General features: G+C 57.8%; 14 protein-coding genes. 9 read left to right on the plus strand and 5 right to left on the minus strand.

The genetic code is table 11. From position 1 onward, the window contains the following. Window positions 1–44: 44 nt before the first annotated feature. From rimP to grrP, 4 genes are all read right to left on the minus strand, one after another. Window positions 45–512: a ribosome maturation factor RimP gene (gene rimP, locus SIB58_RS00690; RefSeq protein ID WP_067326945.1), complete on the minus strand. Its 468-nt coding sequence runs from the start codon at window positions 510–512 to the stop codon at window positions 45–47. Window positions 513–669: 157 nt separating this feature from the next. Continuing rightward, a complete protein-coding gene (grrM, locus tag SIB58_RS00695) occupies window positions 670–1,815 on the minus strand; it encodes a cyclophane-forming radical SAM/SPASM peptide maturase GrrM/OscB (RefSeq protein ID WP_067326930.1) in 1,146 nt (381 codons plus the stop codon). Next, window positions 1,812–2,123 carry a GrrA/OscA1 family cyclophane-containing rSAM-modified RiPP gene (grrA, locus tag SIB58_RS00700; protein WP_186538348.1) on the minus strand — a complete coding sequence of 104 codons (312 nt, stop codon included), beginning with the start codon at window positions 2,121–2,123 and terminating at the stop codon, window positions 1,812–1,814. The genes grrM and grrA overlap by 4 nt, the downstream gene beginning before the upstream one ends. A gap of 36 nt (window positions 2,124–2,159) precedes the next feature. Then, window positions 2,160–3,080, minus strand: a complete 921-nt coding sequence (gene grrP / locus SIB58_RS00705; protein ID WP_067326928.1) for an extracellular substrate binding-like orphan protein GrrP — start codon at window positions 3,078–3,080, stop codon at window positions 2,160–2,162. A gap of 200 nt (window positions 3,081–3,280) precedes the next feature. Between grrP and SIB58_RS00710 the strand changes: the two genes are divergently transcribed. The 4 genes from SIB58_RS00710 to rpiA all read left to right on the plus strand — a co-directional run bounded on the left by SIB58_RS00710 (window position 3,281) and on the right by rpiA (window position 9,644). Continuing rightward, window positions 3,281–3,985: a response regulator transcription factor gene (locus SIB58_RS00710; RefSeq protein WP_066911068.1), complete on the plus strand. Its 705-nt coding sequence runs from the start codon at window positions 3,281–3,283 to the stop codon at window positions 3,983–3,985. Window positions 3,986–4,166: 181 nt separating this feature from the next. After that, window positions 4,167–7,712 (plus strand): glycosyl hydrolase family 18 protein, encoded by a 3,546-nt coding sequence (locus SIB58_RS00715; RefSeq protein WP_067326925.1) that lies wholly within the window; start codon window positions 4,167–4,169, stop codon window positions 7,710–7,712. Window positions 7,713–7,816: 104 nt separating this feature from the next. Further along, the gene (locus SIB58_RS00720) at window positions 7,817–8,890 is read left to right on the plus strand and encodes a trypsin-like peptidase domain-containing protein (RefSeq protein WP_066911128.1); all 1,074 of its coding nucleotides are present in this window, start codon (window positions 7,817–7,819) and stop codon (window positions 8,888–8,890) included. Between the two features lie 37 nt (window positions 8,891–8,927). Beyond that, a complete protein-coding gene (gene rpiA, locus SIB58_RS00725) occupies window positions 8,928–9,644 on the plus strand; it encodes a ribose-5-phosphate isomerase RpiA (protein WP_066911062.1) in 717 nt (238 codons plus the stop codon). 3 nt (window positions 9,645–9,647) lie between these two features. Here the strand turns inward: rpiA and hisD are convergent, their stop codons facing one another. Continuing rightward, a complete protein-coding gene (gene hisD / locus SIB58_RS00730; protein ID WP_082823413.1) occupies window positions 9,648–10,970 on the minus strand; it encodes a histidinol dehydrogenase in 1,323 nt (440 codons plus the stop codon). Between the two features lie 110 nt (window positions 10,971–11,080). Here hisD and rpsT point away from each other — a divergent pair, with 110 nt between their 5' ends. From rpsT to SIB58_RS00755, 5 genes are all read left to right on the plus strand, one after another. Further along, window positions 11,081–11,386 carry a 30S ribosomal protein S20 gene (rpsT, locus tag SIB58_RS00735; RefSeq protein ID WP_066911059.1) on the plus strand — a complete coding sequence of 102 codons (306 nt, stop codon included), beginning with the start codon at window positions 11,081–11,083 and terminating at the stop codon, window positions 11,384–11,386. A gap of 73 nt (window positions 11,387–11,459) precedes the next feature. After that, window positions 11,460–12,245 carry a TatD family hydrolase gene (locus tag SIB58_RS00740; RefSeq protein WP_082823416.1) on the plus strand — a complete coding sequence of 262 codons (786 nt, stop codon included), beginning with the start codon at window positions 11,460–11,462 and terminating at the stop codon, window positions 12,243–12,245. A 271-nt stretch (window positions 12,246–12,516) separates the two neighbouring features. Beyond that, the gene (rpoB, locus tag SIB58_RS00745) at window positions 12,517–15,810 is read left to right on the plus strand and encodes a DNA-directed RNA polymerase subunit beta (RefSeq protein ID WP_066911056.1); all 3,294 of its coding nucleotides are present in this window, start codon (window positions 12,517–12,519) and stop codon (window positions 15,808–15,810) included. A 48-nt stretch (window positions 15,811–15,858) separates the two neighbouring features. After that, the gene (locus SIB58_RS00750; RefSeq protein ID WP_066911053.1) at window positions 15,859–17,763 is read left to right on the plus strand and encodes a DNA-directed RNA polymerase subunit gamma; all 1,905 of its coding nucleotides are present in this window, start codon (window positions 15,859–15,861) and stop codon (window positions 17,761–17,763) included. A 47-nt stretch (window positions 17,764–17,810) separates the two neighbouring features. Continuing rightward, a complete protein-coding gene (locus tag SIB58_RS00755; protein WP_067326923.1) occupies window positions 17,811–21,917 on the plus strand; it encodes a DNA-directed RNA polymerase subunit beta' in 4,107 nt (1,368 codons plus the stop codon). Window positions 21,918–21,930 lie beyond the last annotated feature (13 nt).

Below are 21,930 nucleotides of genomic sequence, written 5' to 3' on the forward strand. Positions count from 1 at the left end.
AGGAAGAGTGATGGAGCGGAAAAAAGGGATCGGTTGTGATCTGTTCAGCCTGTGGGGCTTGTGAGCTCAACGCTGATCACCGAATCCCTCGGGATCCTTTTGACCCGGCCGCGGATATTGATCTGGACGTGGTCTTCGGTGCGTTCCAGCAGGGTTCCCGACAAACGCTGCTCCCGGCCTTCGTCGTCCTTGTGGACAACATCAACGGGATAGCTCCGGAAGGTTTGAAAATCCCTGTCCGACTGAAGCCTGTCCCCAATCCCGGGGCTGCTGATCTCCAGAACATAGGCCTCCGTGAGCAGAGCAGAGGCTTCGATGGCCTCTCCCATCGGTGCACTGAAACCGGCGCAGTCATCCAGGGAAACGTCATCTCCATTGCCGCGTCGGATCTGCACCTGCAGGGTCATCGGTTGCAGATGCGTCAGCACCTGGGCACTGACCAGTGCAAATCCATGGCTTTCGGCCGTGACCTTGGCCAAAGAAGTGAGATCCGGAAGAAGTGGATGGGGCAAGGGCGCGGGAAGGGTGGTCTCGGGCTCAGGCCCGATGGTGGATGCGTTGATCACCCTCCCGGAGAGAGGATCTCACCAGGCCGTGATTCCAATTTAAAGGATTGCCGACCCCCCCTCTACGAGCGGAGTTCGATCAGCGCTTGATCCAATGCCTTGCTCAGGGTCCGGCTGCTGTTTCCAGCTTCTCCAGCAGCACATCCACGGGGATCTGACTGGAAAAACGGCACGCGCAGGTTTCTGTGGCATCCAGACTGCCGTGCTCCCAATACTTATTGCTGCCCGTTCCGCCACCGCAGAAGCCGTAGTACTCGCATTCCTGTTGGCATCGCTTCATGCCGGAAGACATGTCATGAAGCAATTTCTGAAACGGCTCAGTCTGAGTGGCCTCCATCAGCGACACATCGCGGATATTGCCCAGATTGAACAGGCCATAGCGTTCGGTTTCGACCGAAAGCAGTTCCGGATCGAACGTTGAGAAGTTGCCCTTGGCGTCCACGCTGAGAATCGCGTAGGGACGGTTCATTTCGTTCTGCAGCAGGCGTTGGCCTCCCGCGATCATGCCCATGACCTGATCAAACTCACGAACCTGGATGGGGAAACCATCCTTTTCATTGCAGGCCCAGAACCGCGAAAGGAATTCTCTGTAGAGCTTTTCCTTCAACAGGCCCTGCATCGACGAGCTGGTGTGCACTCCCTCCTGCTCCTCCACATTGAAACCGAGCTGATGAATCCCTTCATCCCGGAAGAAGGCGTACATCCGCTCCGGTTGTTCCAGAGCATCAGCGGTCAGGACGGCAATTGCATGGAAATCGATGTCGCGCTCGCGCAGTGTGCGGATACCGCGCATGGTCTGGATATAAGAACCCTTGCCGTTTCGGAAGCGTCGGTGGCTGTCGTGAATGTCCTCAGGGCCGTCGACGCTGACTCCAACAACGATCCGGTTGCGCATAAAGCAGTTGCACCAGTCGTCGTTGATCAGCGTTGCGTTGGTTTGCAGATGTTGTTCGATCACCACCCCCTGCTCCTGCAGGCATGCGGTCTGGCTCTCGATGATGGTGCTGGCCTGGTCATAGAAGCTGGTGGGCAGCGTCAGCGGCTCACCGGCATGCCAGAGGATCGAGAGATGGGGCCCCCAGAACGGGCTTTCATAGACTCTCTCCAGCAGCAGTGGTAGCTGCTGCTGAAGGTTGAACACGTTGCGTCGCTGGCGATCCGGGAGATAGCAGTAACTGCAGTCGAGGTTGCACAGTGACGTCGACTGGATAACCAGCAGACCGATCGGGCCGTAGTCGGAATGGTTCACCAGTTGGCGAATCCACCGCGGTAGCCGTTGGCGAAGCCGCCGCCGCCATTGCCCCAGGCCCGGCGCCGGCCGCCGCCGTTGCCCCAGGCCCGGCCGCCGCCATTGCCCCAGGCGCGAGCGATCTCTTCGTCGGTCCGAACGCCATTGCGTTGCATCACAGCCCAGGCTTCAGGGCTCATGCGCTCGATGCGCTGCTCGAGGGAGTTACCCAGATCGGGTTCGTTGTGCACGGCGGCTCTGGATGATTCACACAGGACCGCACTCGTTGCCAGGACGGCGGCGAGGGAAAGAAGACTGGCTTTGTTCATGGTTCAGGGAAATGATGGATCAATCAGAAATCGGTATCAGGACTGCGGATTGAATTGAGCTGCGGTGGAGAGCACGATCGTGAAGAAGCGATTGATCTGCTCCTCCGTCAGGCCCACAGTGCTTTCTGTGCCAATCCAGGTGTTGATGGCCGAGCGGACTCCGTCGTCGTCGTTGATGTAGCCCGAGAGCAGGCGACCGATACCCAGATTGCTGATGTTGAGGAGATGGGGGGTGGTATCAGCCACCACACACCCCACTCCTGAGCGGGCATAGGGCCTGTCAGGAACCAATGAGGAATCCGGTGCGGTTGCAGCCTGGTTCGCTCTCAGCCACAGGCTGTCGCCGCCGAGAATCTCAACGCTGCCGTCCTTGACCGCTGCCAGAGCCTGATCAGGCGTGTCAAAAAACTGGAAGTTGGCATCATCCACTGATTCCGCAAGCACGTTGGCCGCCATGCTGTCTTTCACAACACCGACCGTTTTGCCGTTCAGGCTCTTGGGAGTGCCATCGATACCCGCTGGGGCGAGCAGTCTCACTCCGCCTACGGAGAACGGCAGTGTGTAAGTCAGTGTTCGCTGTCTTTGCCAGGTGAAGGCAACACCGCAGGCAATATCAGCAGCTCCGGATCGGATCATGTCCAGGCCGTCGCGGGCGGAATCCACAGCGATCGGCTGGATGCTTACGTCTTTGTCTTTCTTGTTCGGGGACACATTGATCTGATCCCGTATCGCTTCGAGAACCACGAACGAAAAGCCGTCGTAGTTGTCGCCGTCTTTCTTGACCATCGGCAATGAATCACCAATGACCACAGCTCTCAGCTTGCCTGTGTCATAGACGCTCTTGGCTGTTGAACTATCGGTCGAGTTATCCGCTGCAGGCTTCTCGTTCTGACAACCCACCAGGGCGATTGTGGAAAGAGCAAGCAGGCCGGTTGCGGCCTTCTGGATCAGGCGCATAGGGATGACATCGTCGGATCGGTTTGACCACATCACTAGGCACGGCTTGCCGAAGCGACCAGTTCGAGAAATTGGAAACCTGCCCGATCAGGACCAGCCTGACGCTCCTCATCCTGTCGTTCTGATTGATCCCCGCGCCTGGGCTGCGATCGTCCAAGCCAAGTTCCATCCTGAGAGAGCGAAAACAATGGAGTTGATCAGTGCTGATCACCATTGATGAGTCATTCCGCCTTCTGAGCCAGCATCTGCGGGATCTCTCTGGCAGCCATCGCATCCTTGTGGCGACAGCCAATCGTCCCTATGCCCTGGCCCTGGCCAGTCTCTTCGCCCTGCAGGGCAGCGACCAAAAATGTCCTCTGATCGGGATCGCTTCGACCCGTGAGGAGGCTTTGTCCTGTCTGGATGGCATCTACGAACCAGTGCTGGCCTTCGTCAGCGAGCAGTTGGAGGAATGTCGGGGGCTGGATCTGGTTGTTGATCTCAAGCGTCGGTCTGTGCCGGAGTCTCCGATCGCCACAGTGTTCACGCTCAAAGGAGCGGATCCCACCCTGATGCGGGAGGCTCTCGCCAGTCCCGCGGATGTGGTCCTCACACGCCGCAGCCTTGATCTGACCTCAATCGCCAATGCGATGCAGTCGATCCAGGCCGGTGAGCGATTTGTGGATCCATTCATCCCCTATGCCATCTGTCACAGAGACCCCCATGACGCCCATGCCCTGTCAGATCGGGAACGCATGGTGCTGACACTGCTGTGCGATGGCATGACCAACAAGCAAATTGCTGAGACGCTGTTGATCGCTGAAACCACGGCCAGAGGTCATGTGCAGTCGATCATGCGCAAGCTGAACGTGAAGGACCGCACTGCTGCTGCGGTGGAAGGAATCAGGCGTCACTGGGTTGACTGAAACGACGCCCTGAAAACGATGGGTGTAACCAACATTGTGACTAAATAATTTCTGAGCTGTAAATTTCTGATGAATTGGTTGCTCAGATTGTGTCTGGATTTAACCGTAAACCCTAGGAATGAAGGATTGTTGATCTCATCGTCAGCGGCAATGATTTCATTACTTCGCACAATCTTGATCCATGGCAACTTTTGCTGTTGGTGATTTCAGTCAGGACATTCGTGGCTTTGATCCGGTGTCTGACAAGCTTGACTTCGGGAATGTTTCTGTTCACAGCCTGATTCTCGGCCAGGATGAGAACGGTTTCGCGACAATTGTTTTCCCATGGCAGACTGATCAGTTTCAGCGAATTCTTGGCACCGACGGACTTGGTATCCGTTGGAGCGATCTCAGCGCAGATAACTTTGCTCCAGTGACGAATGAGCATCTTCGCCAGGATATTGGTGCTGTCATGTCCTGGGAAAACCAGACTGGACCTGCCTTTGACAATCTTGATTCAGTTCCCCAGGACACTGTTTACATCCGTTCGCATGAGAAAGACAGCGTCACCAGGATTGATAATTTCAATCCTCTGACAGACAAGATTAATTTTCTCTACTTCGGTACCCGTGAACGCTTGGAGGTTGAGAACGTTGGCGCGGATTTGGTCATCAGCTCAGAGCCAAATGGCCAGCAGTTTGTTTTCACTGGGATACAGAAGGAGGATCTGATCGGCGCTAATTTGGAGTTCCATTTTGATCAGATTGAGGAGGATCTTCTTGATCGAGCGTTTGGCTTCAGTCCCGAGCAGCTCGCCTTGGTAGATCGCACAAGTCTGTTCACTCCCGATGGTGGTTACACCGATGGTGCGCAATCCCGGCCTGGGCAATTCGTCACGGCTGCGGGTGAGGCTCCCGGGCAGCCGACCTCTCTTGATGAGAGCCAGCGTCTGATTCAGGAGAGAGCGGATCAAAGTGAATCGCTCCCCGCGGGTCCAGCGTCTCAGCAGGATTCCGCCGGGATGGGTGTCATGGACATGTCCATGGATATGGATATGGATATGACAGCTCCAGATCTTTCTGCGGCGGTGATGAACCTGCCTGGAGGTTCCAATGTTCACAACAGCTGTCTGCAGCTCGATGTGGATGGATCCCTCTGGTGGGGCGGCGGCATCAGCGGCAACCTGATCGTTCGCAACCCAATGGGAGTGGCTGTTGAAGATTGGCAGGTTTCGTTCCTGACGCCGCACGGTTCCTTTGAAAGCTGGTCAGGCGAAGTCCAGGTTTCCGATGCAGGCAACGGTCTCAACAAAGTCACCTTGACACCTGCCGACTGGAATCGAAGCATTGCCGCCAACGGTGAAATCTCGATCAGCTTCAACGCTCAGGGTGAGGACCTGGCTGACAGTGGTGCCCTCACCAGTGCTGAATTCTTCGCTGATGTTGTTGCACCTATTGCGATCCAGGCGCCGGAGTTCATGGCCGGCGAAGCCGTCATCTCCGATCCCCAGCCTTTGGACGAGCAGCAGTTCTCGCCCTCTGAAGGTTTCGAACAGTCAGAGAGTGGCTTGTCTTTCGCTGAGCCGGCAAGCGCTCACGTCGCTGCTGATCAGCCTGTGGATTTCGGGGTCGTGGAGGATGTGGTCAAGGAAGCACCTTCCCCCGCATCTGCTGATAGCAACGCACTGATGCTCGAGGCGAGCGGGAACCTCTACTGGGGTGGGATGAGTGGAATTCTCAGGATCACCAACATCTCGGAGAGCGCGATCGACAACTGGTCCGTCAGCTTCGACACCCCCCACAGCAATTTCCAGAGTTGGGCTGGGTCCGCTGATCTCGAAGCGCTGTCAGGCGGTGGCACCAGGGTGACCCTCACACCAGCAACTTGGAACAACACGATTGCAGCGGGGCAGAGCATTGATGTGAGTTTCAATGCCGTCAGTGAGGGCATTCCCAACAGTGGCGAACTCACAAGCGCGTTGTTTTTCTCGCAGGTGAATGGATCGCAGGCCGCGTCTACTGATTCCGAGGTGTCTGTCGAGGTTGTGTCGACAGGTGGCTTGGCTGATACAGCAGCCCCAGCTGTATCCCCGACGGGCACATCGCTTCCCACGAGCACAGATCCCGTGTCCGCCGAGCCTGATGGGGTCAGCACAACCTCTCAGCCTGAAGAGCTTGTCAACCCTGTCCAACCTGGTAGTGCGACGGATCGCCTTGTGATTGCTCCGGAGGTTGTGACGACTTCCGGCCAGGAGATCAGTGCATCAGACAAAAAGGTGGTTGCCTATTTTGAGGAATGGGGGATCTACGAACGTGATTTCCTCGTGCAGGACATCAATGTTGAACAGCTCACTCACATCAATTACAGCTTCTTTGATGTGAAGGCCAACGGCGATGTTCAGCTGTTCGATACCTGGGCGGCCACAGACAAGCGTTTCACTGCAGCTGAGCAGGTCAGTCGAACCTTTTCACAGGCTGATTGGCTGGAGCTGGAGTCCGAGCGTTTTCAGGCATATACGGCAGGAGCTGATTTCGTCGCCACGACCAATTCAGACGGATCGGTGACTGTGACCGGTGTTCCCATGGGCTGGAATACGACTGTCGATTATGTCGGCAACCTGAGGCAGTTTGATCTGCTTAAACAGCTTCATCCTGAAGTGAATCTGGGGTTCGCTCTAGGTGGTTGGACCTTGTCAGATGAGTTCAGCCTGGCTGTTGACTCTGAAGCTGATCGAGAAGCATTCACTGACAATATTGTTGATGTATTTCAGCGATATGACTTTTTTAATACGGTTGATTTTGACTGGGAGTATCCTGGTGGCGGTGGCGAATCAGGTAACGCATCCAGTCCTGAAGATGGCGTCAACTTCGCTCTCACTCTTGAACTGCTGAGGGGAAAGCTTGATCAGCTTGAGCAAGTAACGGGTGAGGATTATGAGGTATCGATCGCCACCGCCGGTGGTTATGACAAGCTCGCTAATCTGAACCTTCCAGGGGTTGATCCCTATGTCGATTTCTATAATGTTATGACCTACGATTTCCATGGAGGCTGGGAATCTCAAGCTGGTCATCAGGCGGCCATGATCAATGATCCTGGTGGCTATGATGTTGTTACAGCAATTGAGCAGTTTCAGCTCAATAATGTTGACCTCAACAAGGTGATTCTCGGAGCGCCAACGTACACTCGTGCCTGGGGCGATGTTGATGCCGGAGAGACGCTGGGGTTGGGAAATTATGGAGATTCCCGGCAAGCCCCTGGTTCCTTCGAGGCTGGTAATTATGACCAGAAAGATCTCATCACCGGCATCAGTGATGGATCCTATGAATTGATCTGGGATGATGATTCCAAGGCAGCCTTTGCCTACAACGAAGCAACCCGCGTCTGGAGTTCCGTTGAAACGCCCGCAACGATCGCTGGTAAAACGGCATTCATTGATGACATGGGACTCGGCGGAATGATGTTCTGGGCTTTGTCAAATGACAGCAGTGGAGATCAGAGCTTGATCAAAGCGGCTTCAGAGTTACTACGCGGATCGGCGACCTTCGATGAAGTGATCTCGCGCAGCGAGCAGTTTGATTTCATCCTTGGCGGTGACGGTCAATTTGCGCGCAACGATTTCATTCAACCCAGCCCTGGCTCTGTTGGTGAGGGTTTGATCGGTTCTGATCCAGATCCGCTGAGCACTTTGGTCCTGGGGGATGGCCTTGACGGCGGCCCCTCTCTCGTTGATTCAGCACAACTGATCTGATTGGCCCCCTTAGCGTGAGCGCAGTTATCTCGCTTTCGTCTGTGGTCCCTGGCCGGTTGTCCAAGCAATGGGTTCTCAGGTGGTTGGGAACCCTTTCCATTGCCCTGTCATTCATTCTTCTGCCGGCCCGGGTGCTTGCCGCATCCAATGCGCTTCCCGGCACCCACAGCTTCGTGGCTGATGCAGTGCGCAACGTTGCTCCGGCCGTTGTGCGAATCGACACTGAGCGGGTCGTGGAGCGCCAGCCATTTGACCCGAATCTGATCGACCCACTGCTGAGGGATCTGCTCGGCGAGCCAGGCTACGGACCTGAGCGTCAACGTGGTCAGGGTTCCGGGGTCGTGATCGACCGGCAGGGGCTGGTGCTCACCAATGCTCATGTTGTGGAACAGGTGGAGGAGGTCAATGTCACCCTGGCCGACGGCGATCAGAGAGATGGTGTCGTCATCGGGCGTGACCCGGTTACGGATCTGGCGCTGGTCCAGCTGGAGGGGGACGACTCACCCAAGCCGGCCAGGCTCGGTGACTCCGATGCTCTGGATGTCGGAGACTGGGCTATCGCTTTGGGCACGCCCTACGGCCTGGAGAGGACCGTGACCCTCGGAATTGTCAGCAGTCTGCATCGCAACATCAGCAGCCTCGGTTTCAACGACAAGCGTCTTGACCTGATCCAGACCGACGCTGCGATCAATCCCGGAAATTCAGGTGGCCCTCTTGTGAATGCCGATGGCCGAGTGATCGGTATCAACACGTTGGTTAGATCCGGCCCCGGGGCTGGACTTGGCTTTGCCATCCCAATCAACCTTGCGAGCCGCGTTGCTGAGCAGCTGCAGCAGGCCGGGGAGGTTGTTCATCCCTATCTTGGGCTTCAGTTGATTGCTCTGACGGCGAGAATCGCTAGAGAGCACAACCGTGATCCCAATGCGCTGGTTGAGCTGCCGGAACGATCTGGTGCTTTGGTTCAGTCTGTGCTGCCGGATAGTCCTGCCCAGCGCGCTGGCCTTCGTCGCGGCGATTTGGTGGTCAAGGCAGGAGATGTTCCTGTTGATGATCCCCAGACACTGCTTCAGCAGGTTGATCAGGCTGAGATCCATCAGCCCTTGACTCTGCAGATCATCCGTGGAGAAAAAGACCTGCAGCTGTCTGTTAAGCCCGAGCCATTACCGGGCTTCGGATAAAACCCTTGCTACGGTCTCGCCGGTTTAATCCTGAGCGATGTCAGATCTTCAGAACCAGATGAAAAAGGCCGTCGCAGAAGTGGCGGTCGAACAGTTCCGTGACGGCATGATCGTGGGTCTGGGATCGGGTTCCACTGCAGCGCTGATGATCAAGGGACTCGGGCAGCGCCTGGCTTCAGGACAGCTTAAGGACATCGTCGGCGTCACCACGTCGTTTCAGGGAGAAGTGCTGGCTGCTGAGCTGGGAATCCCCCTGCGCAGCCTGAATGCTGTGGATCGGATTGATCTGGCCATCGATGGTGCCGATGAGGTGGATCCTTCCTTCCAGCTGATCAAGGGCGGTGGTGCATGCCACGTTCAGGAGAAGCTTGTTGCCGCTCGCGCGGAACGTTTCATTGTGGTTGTGGATTCCACCAAGCTTGTCGAGCGACTCAACCTCGAATTTCTTCTGCCGGTTGAGGTACTGCCGGGAGCCTGGCGTCAGGTTCAACAGCAGTTGGCCGCGATGAACGGAAAAGCTGAATTACGCATGGCGAATCGCAAGGCCGGACCAGTGGTGACCGATCAGGGCAATCTCGTTCTGGATGTCCGCTTTGAAGGCGGGATTTCAGGCCCTGTGGATCTGGAGCGAAGCATCAACAACATTCCTGGTGTTCTTGAGAATGGTTTGTTCGTGAACCTTGCTGATGAGGTGCTGGTGGGTGAAATCAACGACGGCGTGGCCGCTGTTCGTCGACTGGACAAGGCTGACTGACTGTCAGTCCAGCCTGACCTTCACCGAGTTCGCATGGCTGTGCAGTCCTTCGCTGCCGGCCAGTTCAACCACCGCTCCGCCAGTGGCTTCGAGGGCTTCACGGCTGAATTCGATCATTGAGGTGTGGCGCATGAAGGTCTCCACGCTCAGCGCACCGCTGTAACGGGCCGAACCGCATGTGGGCAGGGTGTGATTTGGGCCTGCCAGGTAATCGCCGACCGCTTCAGGGCTCCAGGGACCGATGAAGATGGCGCCTGCCTGCTGAATGCGATCTGCCAGCATCCGTGGCCGCTCCACCAGCAGTTCCAGGTGTTCCGGTGCAAATCGATCGCTGAGGCGCGCGCAGGTTTCCAGGTTGTCGCAGACCACGACCAGCCCCCACTGACCGAGGGATTGCCTGCAAATGGCCTCACGCGGATGCTTGCTCAATTGAGCTGCGAGCTCCGCGGGCAGGGCATCAGCCAAAGACTGGGACGTGGTGAGCAGGATGGCTGCAGCCAGTGGATCGTGTTCCGCCTGAGCCAGGAGATCCGAAGCGACCTGAGCGACGCAGGCCGAGTCATCGGCGATCACCAGCACTTCGCTGGGGCCGGCGAGGGAGTCGATGCCGACTTGCCCATAGACCAGCTTTTTGGCGAGTGTCACGTAGAGATTGCCCGGCCCGCTGATGACATCGACGCGGGGGACGGTTTGGGTGCCAAGGGCAAGAGCGGCGACCGCCTGGGCCCCTCCGATTCGATACACCTCCTGCACACCAGCCAGGTGTGCTGCCGCCAGCACCGTGCGGTTCACTTGGCCATCGCGTCCTGCCGGGGTGACCATCACCAGTTTTTCCACACCGGCGGCTCTTGCCGGAACCGCATTCATCAGCACCGTGCTCGGATAGGAGGCTCGACCGCCAGGTACGTAGAGACCGGCGGCCTGCACCGGTCGCCATCGCCGTCCCAATCGTTCGCCGTGAACGCCTTGCACATCAAGGTCCTGTGGCTTCTGACGCTGATGAAAATCCTGGATCCGACGATGGGCGAGTTCCAGGGCATCCTTCAAATTCGCAGGACTTTTGTCCCAGGCTTGTTTCAGCTCAATCGCTGGAACGCGCAGCGGCTCCGGACGGAAACCATCGAATTGTTCGGTGAGCGCCATCAGGGCACGGTCACCTTCACTGCGCACGCGTTCGATGATGGATTCGACTGTTGCGGTCGCCTCCCTCTGGGCCTGGCCAGTGGTACGGGTTGAAATCCGATCGAGCTGGTGCTCAGCCCCCGCTGCGCTCTCGAGGCATCTGGGCAGACCGTTCGCCGCTGGCTCCGTGCTCAGGGTGGTCATCAACGCCCGCTGTCAGGTCTCTTCACGCTAGGGCCACCGCGGATGATCTCGATGTGGTCCCTGGGGTCCCTGAGCTAAGGTTATGAATCGTCGATGAGAAATCCGCCTCTGTGGCCAATAACAAGTCTTCAAAGAAGCGCGTCGAGATCGCCGAGCGCAATCGCCTCGAGAACAAGGCTTATAAATCGGCCATGCGCACCCTCATGAAGCGCTGCCTGAGTGCCTGTGACGCCTACGCCGCTACGCCAGGCGATGAGGCCAAAGCCGGTGTTCAATCCAGCATGAATGCTGCATTCAGCAAGATCGACAAAGCTGTGAAGCGTGGTGTGCTGCATCGCAACACCGGTGCCCACCAAAAAGCCCGACTGACGGTTGCTGTGAAAAAAGCGATTGACCCCGCTCCTGCAGCAGGCTGAATGCCGATCACTGGTTGGGATCGACTTACCCAATCCCTGCAGAATGGATCCTGAAGGCGCGTTTCAGGATCCGATGTCCACTCCGGTGTTAATCGACAGTCACTGTCACATCATCTTTCGTACCTTTGAAGAGGATCTCGAGGCTGTGGCTGAGCGTTGGCGTGGTGCTGGTGTGAAGTCGCTCCTGCATGCCTGTGTCGAACCGAGTGAGATCCCTGCCATCCGCTCGCTGGCGGATCGATTCCCGGAGATGCGTTACTCCGTCGGTGTCCATCCACTCGATACCAAGCACTGGAGTCAGGACACACCCGATGTGTTGCGCCTAGCAGCGCTCGATGACAGTCGGGTGGTGGCCATTGGCGAGCTCGGTCTGGATCTCTTCCGCGACAAAAATCTGGATGAACAGCTTGCAATCCTGCGGCCCCAGCTCGACCTGGCCGTGGAGCTCAACCTGCCGGTGATCATCCATTGCCGTGATGCGGCAGAACCGATGTTGACCGAACTGCGCGCGCGACGGCTCGAAGGACGTTGTCCCGCCGGTGTGATGCATTGCTGGGGAGGAACCCCAGAGGAGATGCATCAGTTTCTGGAGCTGGGGCTCTACATCAGCTTCAGCGGCACCGTGACATTTCCTAAGGCGGTTCCCACCCATGATTGTGCGCAGCAGGTTCCTCAGGATCGATTTCTGGTGGAGACCGATTGCCCTTTCCTGGCACCGGTTCCCCGCCGGGGTAAACGCAATGAGCCTGCTTTCGTGGCTTCGGTAGCCACGCGTGTCGCTGAGCTGCGCCAGCAGTCGCTCGAGCAGGTTGCTCAGGACAGCACTGCCAATGCAAGGCGTCTGTTCAGGCTTCCCTGACCTTGCAGACTGCGGTAACGCGAAAGTGTAAGATGACTTATTGGCCTGGCCCAGCATGGTTCCCTGTGCTTGGGCTCCCGAAGCGTCCATTACCGTCCGGTGCATTGACGACGTCAGCCGTTCTGACCCGAGTCTTCTAAAGCCAGTGATTGCGGAGGTCGTCCCTTCTAGAGGGATGTCAGCCGCTGTTTTGGCTGAAAGCCCACTCCTTGGTTGAACCGGCTGTCTCCTTCAGGCCCCACTGTCCCCTCCGATACCTGCAGGTCTCCGCATGAGCAGCAGCGCGATTCAGGTCGCCAAGACCGCCACCTATCTGCCCGATCTGGTGGAGGTACAGCGTGCCAGTTTCAAGTGGTTTCTTGAGAGAGGTCTGATCGAGGAGCTCGAGAGCTTTTCTCCGATCACCGATTACACCGGCAAGCTAGAGCTCCATTTCGTCGGTAGCGAGTACCGACTGAAGCGCCCTCGCCATGATGTGGAAGAGGCCAAACGTCGTGATGCGACGTTTGCCTCACAGATGTATGTGACCTGCCGGCTGGTCAACAAGGAGACCGGTGAGATCAAGGAACAGGAGGTGTTCATCGGGGAGCTGCCGTTGATGACCGAGCGGGGGACGTTCATCATCAACGGTGCAGAGCGCGTGATCGTGAATCAGATCGTGCGCAGCCCTGGTGTCTATTTCAAGGATGAAATGGACAAGAATGGGCGTCGTACCTACAACGCCAGCGTCATCCCCAACCGCGGGGCCTGGTTGAAGTTCGAGACCGACAAGAACGATCTGCTGCATGTCAGGGTTGACAAGACTCGCAAGATCAACGCCCACGTGCTGATGCGCGCCATGGGGCTGTCGGACAACGATGTGATCGACAAGCTCCGGCATCCGGAGTACTACAAAAAGTCGATTGAAGCCGCCAACGACGAGGGGATCAGCTCCGAGGATCAGGCTTTGCTCGAGCTCTACAAGAAGCTGCGTCCGGGTGAGCCGCCATCAGTCAGTGGTGGTCAGCAGCTGCTGCAGACCCGTTTCTTTGATCCCAAGCGCTACGACCTCGGCCGGGTGGGCCGCTACAAGATCAACAAAAAACTTCGTCTCACCATCCCCGACTCCGTGCGCACCCTCACCCACGAGGATGTGCTTTCAACCCTTGATTACCTGATCAATCTTGAGCTGGATGTCGGTGGTGCCAGCCTCGATGACATCGATCATCTGGGCAATCGCCGGGTCCGCTCGGTGGGTGAGCTGCTTCAGAACCAGGTGCGTGTGGGTCTGAACCGCCTTGAGCGAATCATCAAGGAACGCATGACCGTTGGTGAGACCGACTCGCTCACCCCTGCCCAGCTGGTCAATCCCAAGCCGCTTGTCGCTGCCATCAAGGAGTTCTTCGGCTCCAGTCAGCTGAGTCAGTTCATGGATCAGACCAATCCTTTGGCTGAACTCACGCACAAGCGACGCATTTCAGCGCTTGGTCCAGGTGGTCTGACACGGGAGCGTGCTGGCTTCGCTGTTCGTGATATTCATCCTTCACACTATGGACGTCTCTGTCCGATCGAGACACCCGAGGGTCCCAATGCTGGCCTGATCAATTCACTCGCAACCCACGCCAGGGTGAACGAATACGGCTTCATCGAAACCCCGTTCTGGAAAGTCGAGAACGGTCGGGTGCTCAAGCAGGGCGATCCGATCTATCTGTCGGCAGACCTCGAGGACGAATGCCGTGTCGCTCCTGGAGATGTGGCGACCGACAGCGATGGAACGATTCTCGCGGATCTGATTCCTGTCCGATACCGGCAGGATTTTGAAAAGGTCCCCCCCGAGCAGGTCGATTACGTGCAGCTCTCACCTGTGCAGGTGATCTCCGTTGCCACCTCCCTGATTCCATTTCTGGAGCACGACGACGCCAACCGCGCACTGATGGGCTCCAACATGCAGCGTCAGGCCGTTCCGCTATTGCGTCCGGAGCGACCGCTTGTGGGAACAGGTTTGGAAACCCAGGTCGCCCGCGACTCGGGCATGGTTCCGATCACCCGTGTGAACGGCACTGTGACCTTCGTCGACGCCACTGCGATCGTGGTCCAGGACGAGGAAGGTCTCGAACACACTCACTTCCTTCAGAAATATCAACGTTCCAATCAGGACACCTGTCTGAACCAGCGTCCGATTGTTCGCCAGGGAGACCAGGTGATCGTGGGCCAGGTGCTTGCTGATGGATCTGCCTGTGAAGGCGGTGAGATCGCTCTCGGTCAGAACGTGCTGATCGCTTACATGCCCTGGGAGGGCTACAACTACGAGGACGCCATCCTTGTCAGTGAGCGTCTGGTCAATGACGACCTTTACACCTCGGTGCATATCGAGAAGTATGAGATTGAGGCTCGTCAGACCAAGCTGGGGCCGGAAGAGATCACCCGAGAGATTCCCAACGTTGCGGAGGAAAGCCTCGGCAACCTCGATGAAATGGGCATCATCCGCATCGGCGCATTCGTCGAAAGCGGCGACATTCTTGTCGGCAAGGTCACGCCGAAGGGTGAGTCCGATCAACCACCTGAGGAGAAACTGCTACGTGCGATTTTCGGTGAAAAAGCCCGTGATGTTCGCGACAACTCACTAAGGGTGCCAAGCACCGAACGTGGACGTGTCGTGGATGTGCGTATCTATACCCGAGAACAGGGTGATGAGCTGCCGCCCGGCGCGAACATGGTGGTGCGTGTTTATGTGGCCCAACGCCGCAAAATCCAGGTTGGCGACAAGATGGCCGGTCGCCACGGCAACAAGGGAATCATCAGCCGCATCCTCCCCCGTGAGGATATGCCTTACCTCCCCGATGGCACTCCTGTGGACATCGTGCTGAACCCTCTCGGCGTTCCCAGCCGCATGAATGTCGGACAGGTCTTCGAGCTGCTCATGGGTTGGGCCGCGTCCAACCTCGACTGCCGTGTGAAGGTTGTGCCCTTCGACGAGATGTATGGCGCGGAGAAGTCTCAACAAACTGTTGAGGCCTTCCTGAAGACGGCAGCCAAACAGCCCGGTAAGGAGTGGATCTACAACCCGGATGACCCCGGCAAGCTCCAGCTGATCGATGGACGTACCGGTGAGCCATTTGATCAACCTGTCGCCGTGGGTTACTCCCACTTCCTCAAGCTGGTTCATCTGGTGGATGACAAGATCCACGCCCGCTCGACTGGCCCCTACTCACTTGTGACTCAGCAACCTCTGGGGGGCAAGGCCCAGCAGGGTGGCCAGCGTCTTGGAGAAATGGAGGTGTGGGCTCTCGAGGCCTATGGCGCCGCCTACACCCTTCAGGAGCTGCTCACCGTCAAGTCCGACGACATGCAAGGTCGCAACGAAGCTCTCAACGCCATCGTCAAGGGCAAGCCAATCCCGCGTCCGGGAACCCCGGAATCCTTCAAGGTGCTGATGCGCGAGCTTCAGTCGCTGGGCCTGGACATCGCTGTCTTCACCGATGAAGGCAAGGAAGTGGATCTGATGCAGGACGTGAATCCACGTCGCAGCACCCCTAGCAGGCCCACCTACGAATCCCTGGGCGTCGCTGACTACGACGAGGACTGACGGATCAACGAACGAACCGACAAACCGCTCCCTCTTCCTTAACCGTCAATGACCAACAGCAACCTTCGGACCGAGAACCACTTCGATTACGTCAAGATCACACTCGCCTCGCCCGACCGGGTGATGGAGTGGGGTCAGCGCACCCTGCCCAACGGACAGGTGGTGGGTGAAGTCACCAAGCCGGAGACCATCAACTACCGAACCCTTAAACCAGAGATGGACGGGTTGTTCTGCGAAAAGATCTTCGGCCCGTCCAAGGACTGGGAATGCCATTGCGGCAAATACAAGCGGGTGCGTCACCGCGGCATCGTCTGTGAGCGCTGCGGCGTAGAGGTCACTGAAAGTCGGGTGCGCAGGCATCGCATGGGCTTCATCAAGCTTGCCGCTCCTGTCTCTCATGTCTGGTACCTGAAGGGCATCCCCAGCTACGTGGCAATCCTTCTGGATATGCCTCTGCGCGATGTCGAGCAGATTGTTTACTTCAACTGCTACGTGGTCCTTGACCCAGGTGATCACAAGGATCTCAAGTACAAACAGTTGCTCACCGAGGACGAGTGGCTGGAGATCGAGGATGAGATCTATGCCGAAGATTCCGAGATTGAGAATGAGCCGGTGGTCGGAATCGGTGCGGAAGCGCTGAAGCAGCTGCTGGAAGACCTCACTCTCAATGAGGTGGCTGAACAGCTGCGTGAGGAAATCGCCAGCAGCAAGGGTCAGAAGCGAGCCAAGCTGATCAAGCGCCTGCGCGTCATCGATAACTTCATCGCCACGAATGCCCGTCCGGAGTGGATGGTGCTCGATGTGATTCCGGTGATTCCTCCCGATCTGCGCCCGATGGTGCAGCTGGATGGCGGTCGTTTCGCCACCTCTGACCTCAATGACCTCTATCGCCGGGTCATCAACCGCAACAACCGGCTTGCGCGTCTGCAGGAAATTCTTGCCCCGGAGATCATCGTCCGCAATGAAAAGCGGATGCTGCAGGAGGCCGTGGACGCTTTGATCGACAACGGTCGACGCGGCCGCACCGTTGTCGGTGCCAACAACCGTCCCCTCAAGTCACTCAGCGACATCATTGAGGGCAAGCAGGGTCGTTTCCGTCAGAACCTGCTGGGCAAGCGTGTCGACTACTCCGGTCGTTCCGTGATCGTGGTGGGTCCGAAACTGAAAATGCATCAGTGCGGTCTGCCCAAGGAGATGGCGATCGAGCTGTTCCAGCCCTTCGTGATTCATCGCCTGATCCGTCAGAACATTGTCAACAACATCAAGGCTGCCAAGAAGCTCATCCAGCGTGCTGATGATGAGGTGATGCAGGTGTTGCAGGAGGTGATCGAGGGGCATCCGATCATGCTCAACCGTGCTCCGACCCTGCACCGACTGGGTATCCAGGCTTTTGAGCCCAAACTTGTGGATGGCCGCGCCATTCAGCTCCATCCCCTCGTCTGTCCGGCATTCAACGCCGACTTTGACGGTGACCAGATGGCCGTTCATGTGCCGCTGGCGATCGAAGCCCAGACCGAGGCACGCATGTTGATGCTAGCCAGCAACAACATCCTCTCTCCTGCCACCGGCGAACCGATCATCACGCCGTCACAGGACATGGTGCTAGGCGCCTATTACCTGACGGCTCTTCAGCCGCAGATGAGCCCGATTGAATTCGGAGATCGCAGCCGGACGTTCTCCGACTTGGAGGACGTGATTCATGCCTTCGAGGACAAACGCCTCGGATTGCACGATTGGGTCTGGGTTCGCTTCAACGGCGACGTTGAGGACGATGACGAGCGCGATGAGCCCTTGAAGAGTGAATCTCTGTCCGATGGCACGCGGCTCGAGCAGTGGACCTACCGCCGCGACCGTTTTGATGAGGAAGGCGCTCTGATCAGCCGCTACATCCTCACGACTGTGGGCCGTGTGGTGATGAATCACACCATCATTGATGCAGTGGCAGCCACCTGAACGATTAAGACCGATCCACTCCATAAACACGATTTCTCAGCGCTGTCATGACCTCCACCCCCTCCAAATCCCGTAAGTCCTCCAAGTCTTCCAAGGCGGCCAAGGCGGCCAAGGCGGCCAAGGCTGCCGCAGCGAAGGAAGCCCGCGCTTTGGCCAAGACCCCCCCACCCTTTCGCAATCGTGTGGTGGATAAAAAGGGTCTGAAACAGCTGGTTGCCTGGGCCTACAAGCATCACGGCACGGCGGCCACTTCCGCCATGGCTGACCAGCTCAAGGATCTTGGCTTCAAATACGCCACCCAGGCCGCAGTGTCCATTTCGGTCGACGATCTGAAGGTTCCCGAGGCGAAGCAGGATCTTCTGGGAGAGGCGGAAGAGTTGATCACGGCAACCGAGGAGTCCTATCGCCTTGGTGTGATCACGGAGGTTGAGCGTCACACCAAGGTCATTGACACCTGGACCGAGACCAACGAGCGCTTGGTGGATGCAGTCAAGAAGAACTTCAACCAGAACGATCCACTCAATTCGGTGTGGATGATGGCCAACTCCGGTGCCCGGGGAAACATGTCCCAGGTGCGCCAGCTGGTCGGCATGCGCGGCCTGATGGCCAATCCTCAGGGGGAGATCATTGACCTGCCGATCCGCACCAATTTCCGTGAAGGCCTGACCGTCACCGAGTACGTCATCTCCTCCTATGGCGCCCGCAAGGGTCTGGTGGACACGGCACTGCGTACTGCTGATTCCGGTTACCTCACCCGACGTCTTGTGGATGTCGCGCAGGACGTGATTGTGCGCGAGGACGATTGCGGCACAACGCGTCTGATCGTTGTGAAGGCTGAGAACGGTAAGTTCGGCAATCGCCTGGTAGGTCGTCTAACCGCTGATCAGGTGGTGTCTGCCGAGGGTGAGGTGCTCGCCGAGCGCAACACCGAAATCGACCCGCCTCTCTCTCAGCGGATCCAGAAGGCCGGGGTTGAGGCGGTGAGTGTGCGCTCGCCGCTCACCTGTGAGGCCAACCGCTCGGTCTGCCGTAAGTGCTACGGCTGGGCTTTGGCCCACAACGAACTGGTGGACCTCGGAGAGGCCGTCGGCATCATCGCTGCCCAGTCGATTGGTGAGCCCGGAACGCAGCTCACGATGAGAACGTTCCACACCGGTGGTGTGTCAACGGCGGAATCCGGCGTGGTCCGCTCCAAGGTCGAGGGCACTGTTGAGTACGGCGCCAAAGCACGCGTGCGTCCTTACCGCACCCCCCATGGAGTTGACGCCCAGCAAGCTGAGGCTGATTTCAAGCTCACCATCAACCCATCCGGCAAGGGCAAGGCTCAGAAGATCGAGATCACCAGCGGTTCGCTGCTGTTTGTGGACAACGGTCAGGAGATCGCCGCGGACGTGACCGTCGCTCAGATCGCCGCCGGTGCCGTCAAGAAGAGTGTTGAGAAGGCCACCAAGGACGTGATCTGTGATCTGGCTGGACAGGTCAGCTATGACCCCACCATTCAGCCCAGGGAAGTCACTGACCGCCAGGGCAACATCACCCACAAGGCTCAACGTCTCGGAAGGATGTGGGTGCTTGCTGGGGATGTCTACAACCTTCCCCCCAATGCCCAGCCTGTGGTCACAGCTGGTGCTCAGGTCACGGCAGCCCAGGTGCTCGCGGAAGCCAGCCAGGCCAGTGAGTACGGAGGCGCCGTTCGCCTGCGTGACGCCCTTGGTGATTCACGTGAGGTGCAGATCGTCACAACCTCGATGACCCTGCGTGACTTCAAGCTGCAGGGTGAATCCACCCATGCTGGCGAGATCTGGAATCTGGAGGCCAAGGACGGCACCCGTTACCGCCTCAACACGATCCCAGGCAGCAAGATCGGCAGTGGCGAAGTCGTCGCTGAACTCAACGACGATCGCTTCCGCACCCAGACCGGTGGACTGGTTCGTTTCGCTCCCGGCCTGGCCATCAAGAAGGCTCGATCCGCCAAAAACGGTTACGAGGTCAATAAGGGTGGAACCCTGCTCTGGATTCCTCAGGAAACCCATGAGATCAACAAGGACATCTCCCTGCTGATGATCACCGACGGTCAGTGGATCGAAGCCGGAACTGAAGTGGTCAAGGACATCTTCAGCCAGACGGCCGGCATCGTCACCGTCACTCAGAAAAACGACATCCTGCGCGAGATCATCGTGCGCAGCGGCAGCTTCCATCTCTGCACTGAGAAAAAAGCTCTCGAGCGTTTCACCGGCGACGGTGTCATGGTCAATCCGGGTGAACCGATCGCCAAGGGCATCAGCAGCGACGCCATGGTGTATGTGCAAACCGTTGAAACTCCTGAAGGCTCAGGTGTGCTGCTTCGCCCGATTGAGGAATACACCATTCCGAATGAGGCACAGCTCCCTGATCTCGGACACGTCAAGCAACCAAATGGTCCTCACCTCGGCCTGAAGGCCACCCAGCGCCTGTCGTTCAAAGACAACGAGTTGGTTAAGTCTGTTGAGGGTGTCGAGCTGCTGCGCACACAGCTGATGCTTGAGACATTCGATACCACCCCACAGATGACTGTGGATGTGGAACGAGTGCCTGACAGGCGTGCCAAGACGATCGAACGTCTTCAGCTGGTGATATTGGAGAGTATTCTCGTCCGCCGCGACACGATTTCCGACTCCAGCCACGGTTCCACCCACACCGAACTCCAGATCGAGGATGGTCAGTCGATCAAGGCCGGCGATGTGGTGGCCACCACTCAGATCCTCTGCAAGCAGGAGGGTGTGGCTCAGATGCCTGAAGCCACTGAAAGTGAGCCTGTGCGTCGCTTGATTGTGGAGCGTGCGGAAGACACCGTGACCATCAGTACCTCCGCCAAGCCTGCCGTGACTGTGGGGCAGCGCATTGTTGACGGTGACCTTCTCGCTGAAGGCCAGCTCGCGGATTGCTGTGGCGAGGTGGAACGGGTGGATGGCAAGGCTGTCACGCTTCGTCTCGGCCGTCCTTACATGATTTCACCGGACTCCCTCCTGCATGTGCGCGACGGGGATCTGGTTCAGCGAGGCGATGGTCTTGCATTGCTGGTGTTTGAACGCCAGAAGACCGGTGACATCGTTCAGGGTCTGCCCAGAATCGAGGAGCTGCTGGAAGCCCGGCGTCCCCGGGAATCAGCGATTCTCTGCAAGAAGCCCGGCACGGTCGAGATCAAGCAGGGTGAAGACGATGAAACAACTGTGGTGACAGTCATCGAGACCGATGATGCCATCGGCGAGTATCCGATCCTGCTGGGTCGCAACGTGATGGTCAACGATGGCCAGCAGGTCACAGCCGGCGAGCTGCTGACGGACGGTCCGATCAATCCTCATGAGCTGTTGGAGTGTTTCTTCGAGGATCTGCGCAGTCGCAAGCCTCTGATGGATGCAGCCCAAGAGGCGATCGCCAACCTGCAACATCGCTTGGTGACTGAAGTCCAGAACGTCTACAAATCCCAGGGCGTGTCGATCGACGACAAACACATTGAGGTGATCGTGCGTCAGATGACCAGCAAAGTGCGGGTTGAGGATGCAGGCGACACCACCTTGCTGCCCGGCGAATTGATTGAGCTTCGTCAGGTGGAGGACACCAATCAGGCGATGTCGATCACCGGTGGCGCTCCCGCCGAATTCACTCCGGTTCTGCTGGGGATCACCAAAGCCTCCCTCAATACCGACAGCTTCATCTCCGCCGCCTCTTTCCAGGAGACGACAAGGGTTCTGACTGAAGCCGCCATCGAGGGCAAGAGCGACTGGCTCCGCGGTCTCAAGGAAAACGTGATCATCGGGCGCCTGATTCCCGCAGGCACCGGTTTCAGTGGTTTCGAAGAGGAACTGCGTGCGGAAGCCGGCCCCCATCCCGACATTCTTGCTGAGGATCCCGTCGGTTACCGCCGCATGCAGAACCTGCGTCCCGATTACACAGTCGATATGCCCGCCGCTCCAGTGAAAGATGCCACGGCAGTTCTGGATGACCCCAGCGATGCCGATCTGGAGGCCACTCGCAGCCGGCATGGCATTGAGGGTGGTGCCAACTTCGCCGCATTCGCACGCCCTGATGCTGACAATGAGCTGAAGGAAGAGCAGGTGGTTGATGCCGAGGCCGTGGAAGGGCTTCAGGAGGAGGGGCTTCTCAGCGATGAGTGAAATCTGCGGTCGC

The sequence above is a fragment of the Synechococcus sp. MIT S9504 genome (genome assembly GCF_047497135.1).
In the GTDB taxonomy this organism is placed as follows: domain Bacteria; phylum Cyanobacteriota; class Cyanobacteriia; order PCC-6307; family Cyanobiaceae; genus Synechococcus_C.

Coding starts and splice junctions, on each gene's coding strand:
- grrA (WP_186538348.1), bottom strand. CDS start 2,123: ATGAACAAAGCCAGTCTTCTTTCCCTCGCCGCCGTCCTGGCAACGAGT.
- grrP (WP_067326928.1), bottom strand. CDS start 3,080: ATGCGCCTGATCCAGAAGGCCGCAACCGGCCTGCTTGCTCTTTCCACA.
- SIB58_RS00715 (WP_067326925.1), top strand. CDS start 4,167: ATGGCAACTTTTGCTGTTGGTGATTTCAGTCAGGACATTCGTGGCTTT.
- rpiA (WP_066911062.1), top strand. CDS start 8,928: ATGTCAGATCTTCAGAACCAGATGAAAAAGGCCGTCGCAGAAGTGGCG.
- hisD (WP_082823413.1), bottom strand. CDS start 10,970: ATGACCACCCTGAGCACGGAGCCAGCGGCGAACGGTCTGCCCAGATGC.
- SIB58_RS00740 (WP_082823416.1), top strand. CDS start 11,460: ATGTCCACTCCGGTGTTAATCGACAGTCACTGTCACATCATCTTTCGT.
- rpoB (WP_066911056.1), top strand. CDS start 12,517: ATGAGCAGCAGCGCGATTCAGGTCGCCAAGACCGCCACCTATCTGCCC.
- SIB58_RS00750 (WP_066911053.1), top strand. CDS start 15,859: ATGACCAACAGCAACCTTCGGACCGAGAACCACTTCGATTACGTCAAG.
- SIB58_RS00755 (WP_067326923.1), top strand. CDS start 17,811: ATGACCTCCACCCCCTCCAAATCCCGTAAGTCCTCCAAGTCTTCCAAG.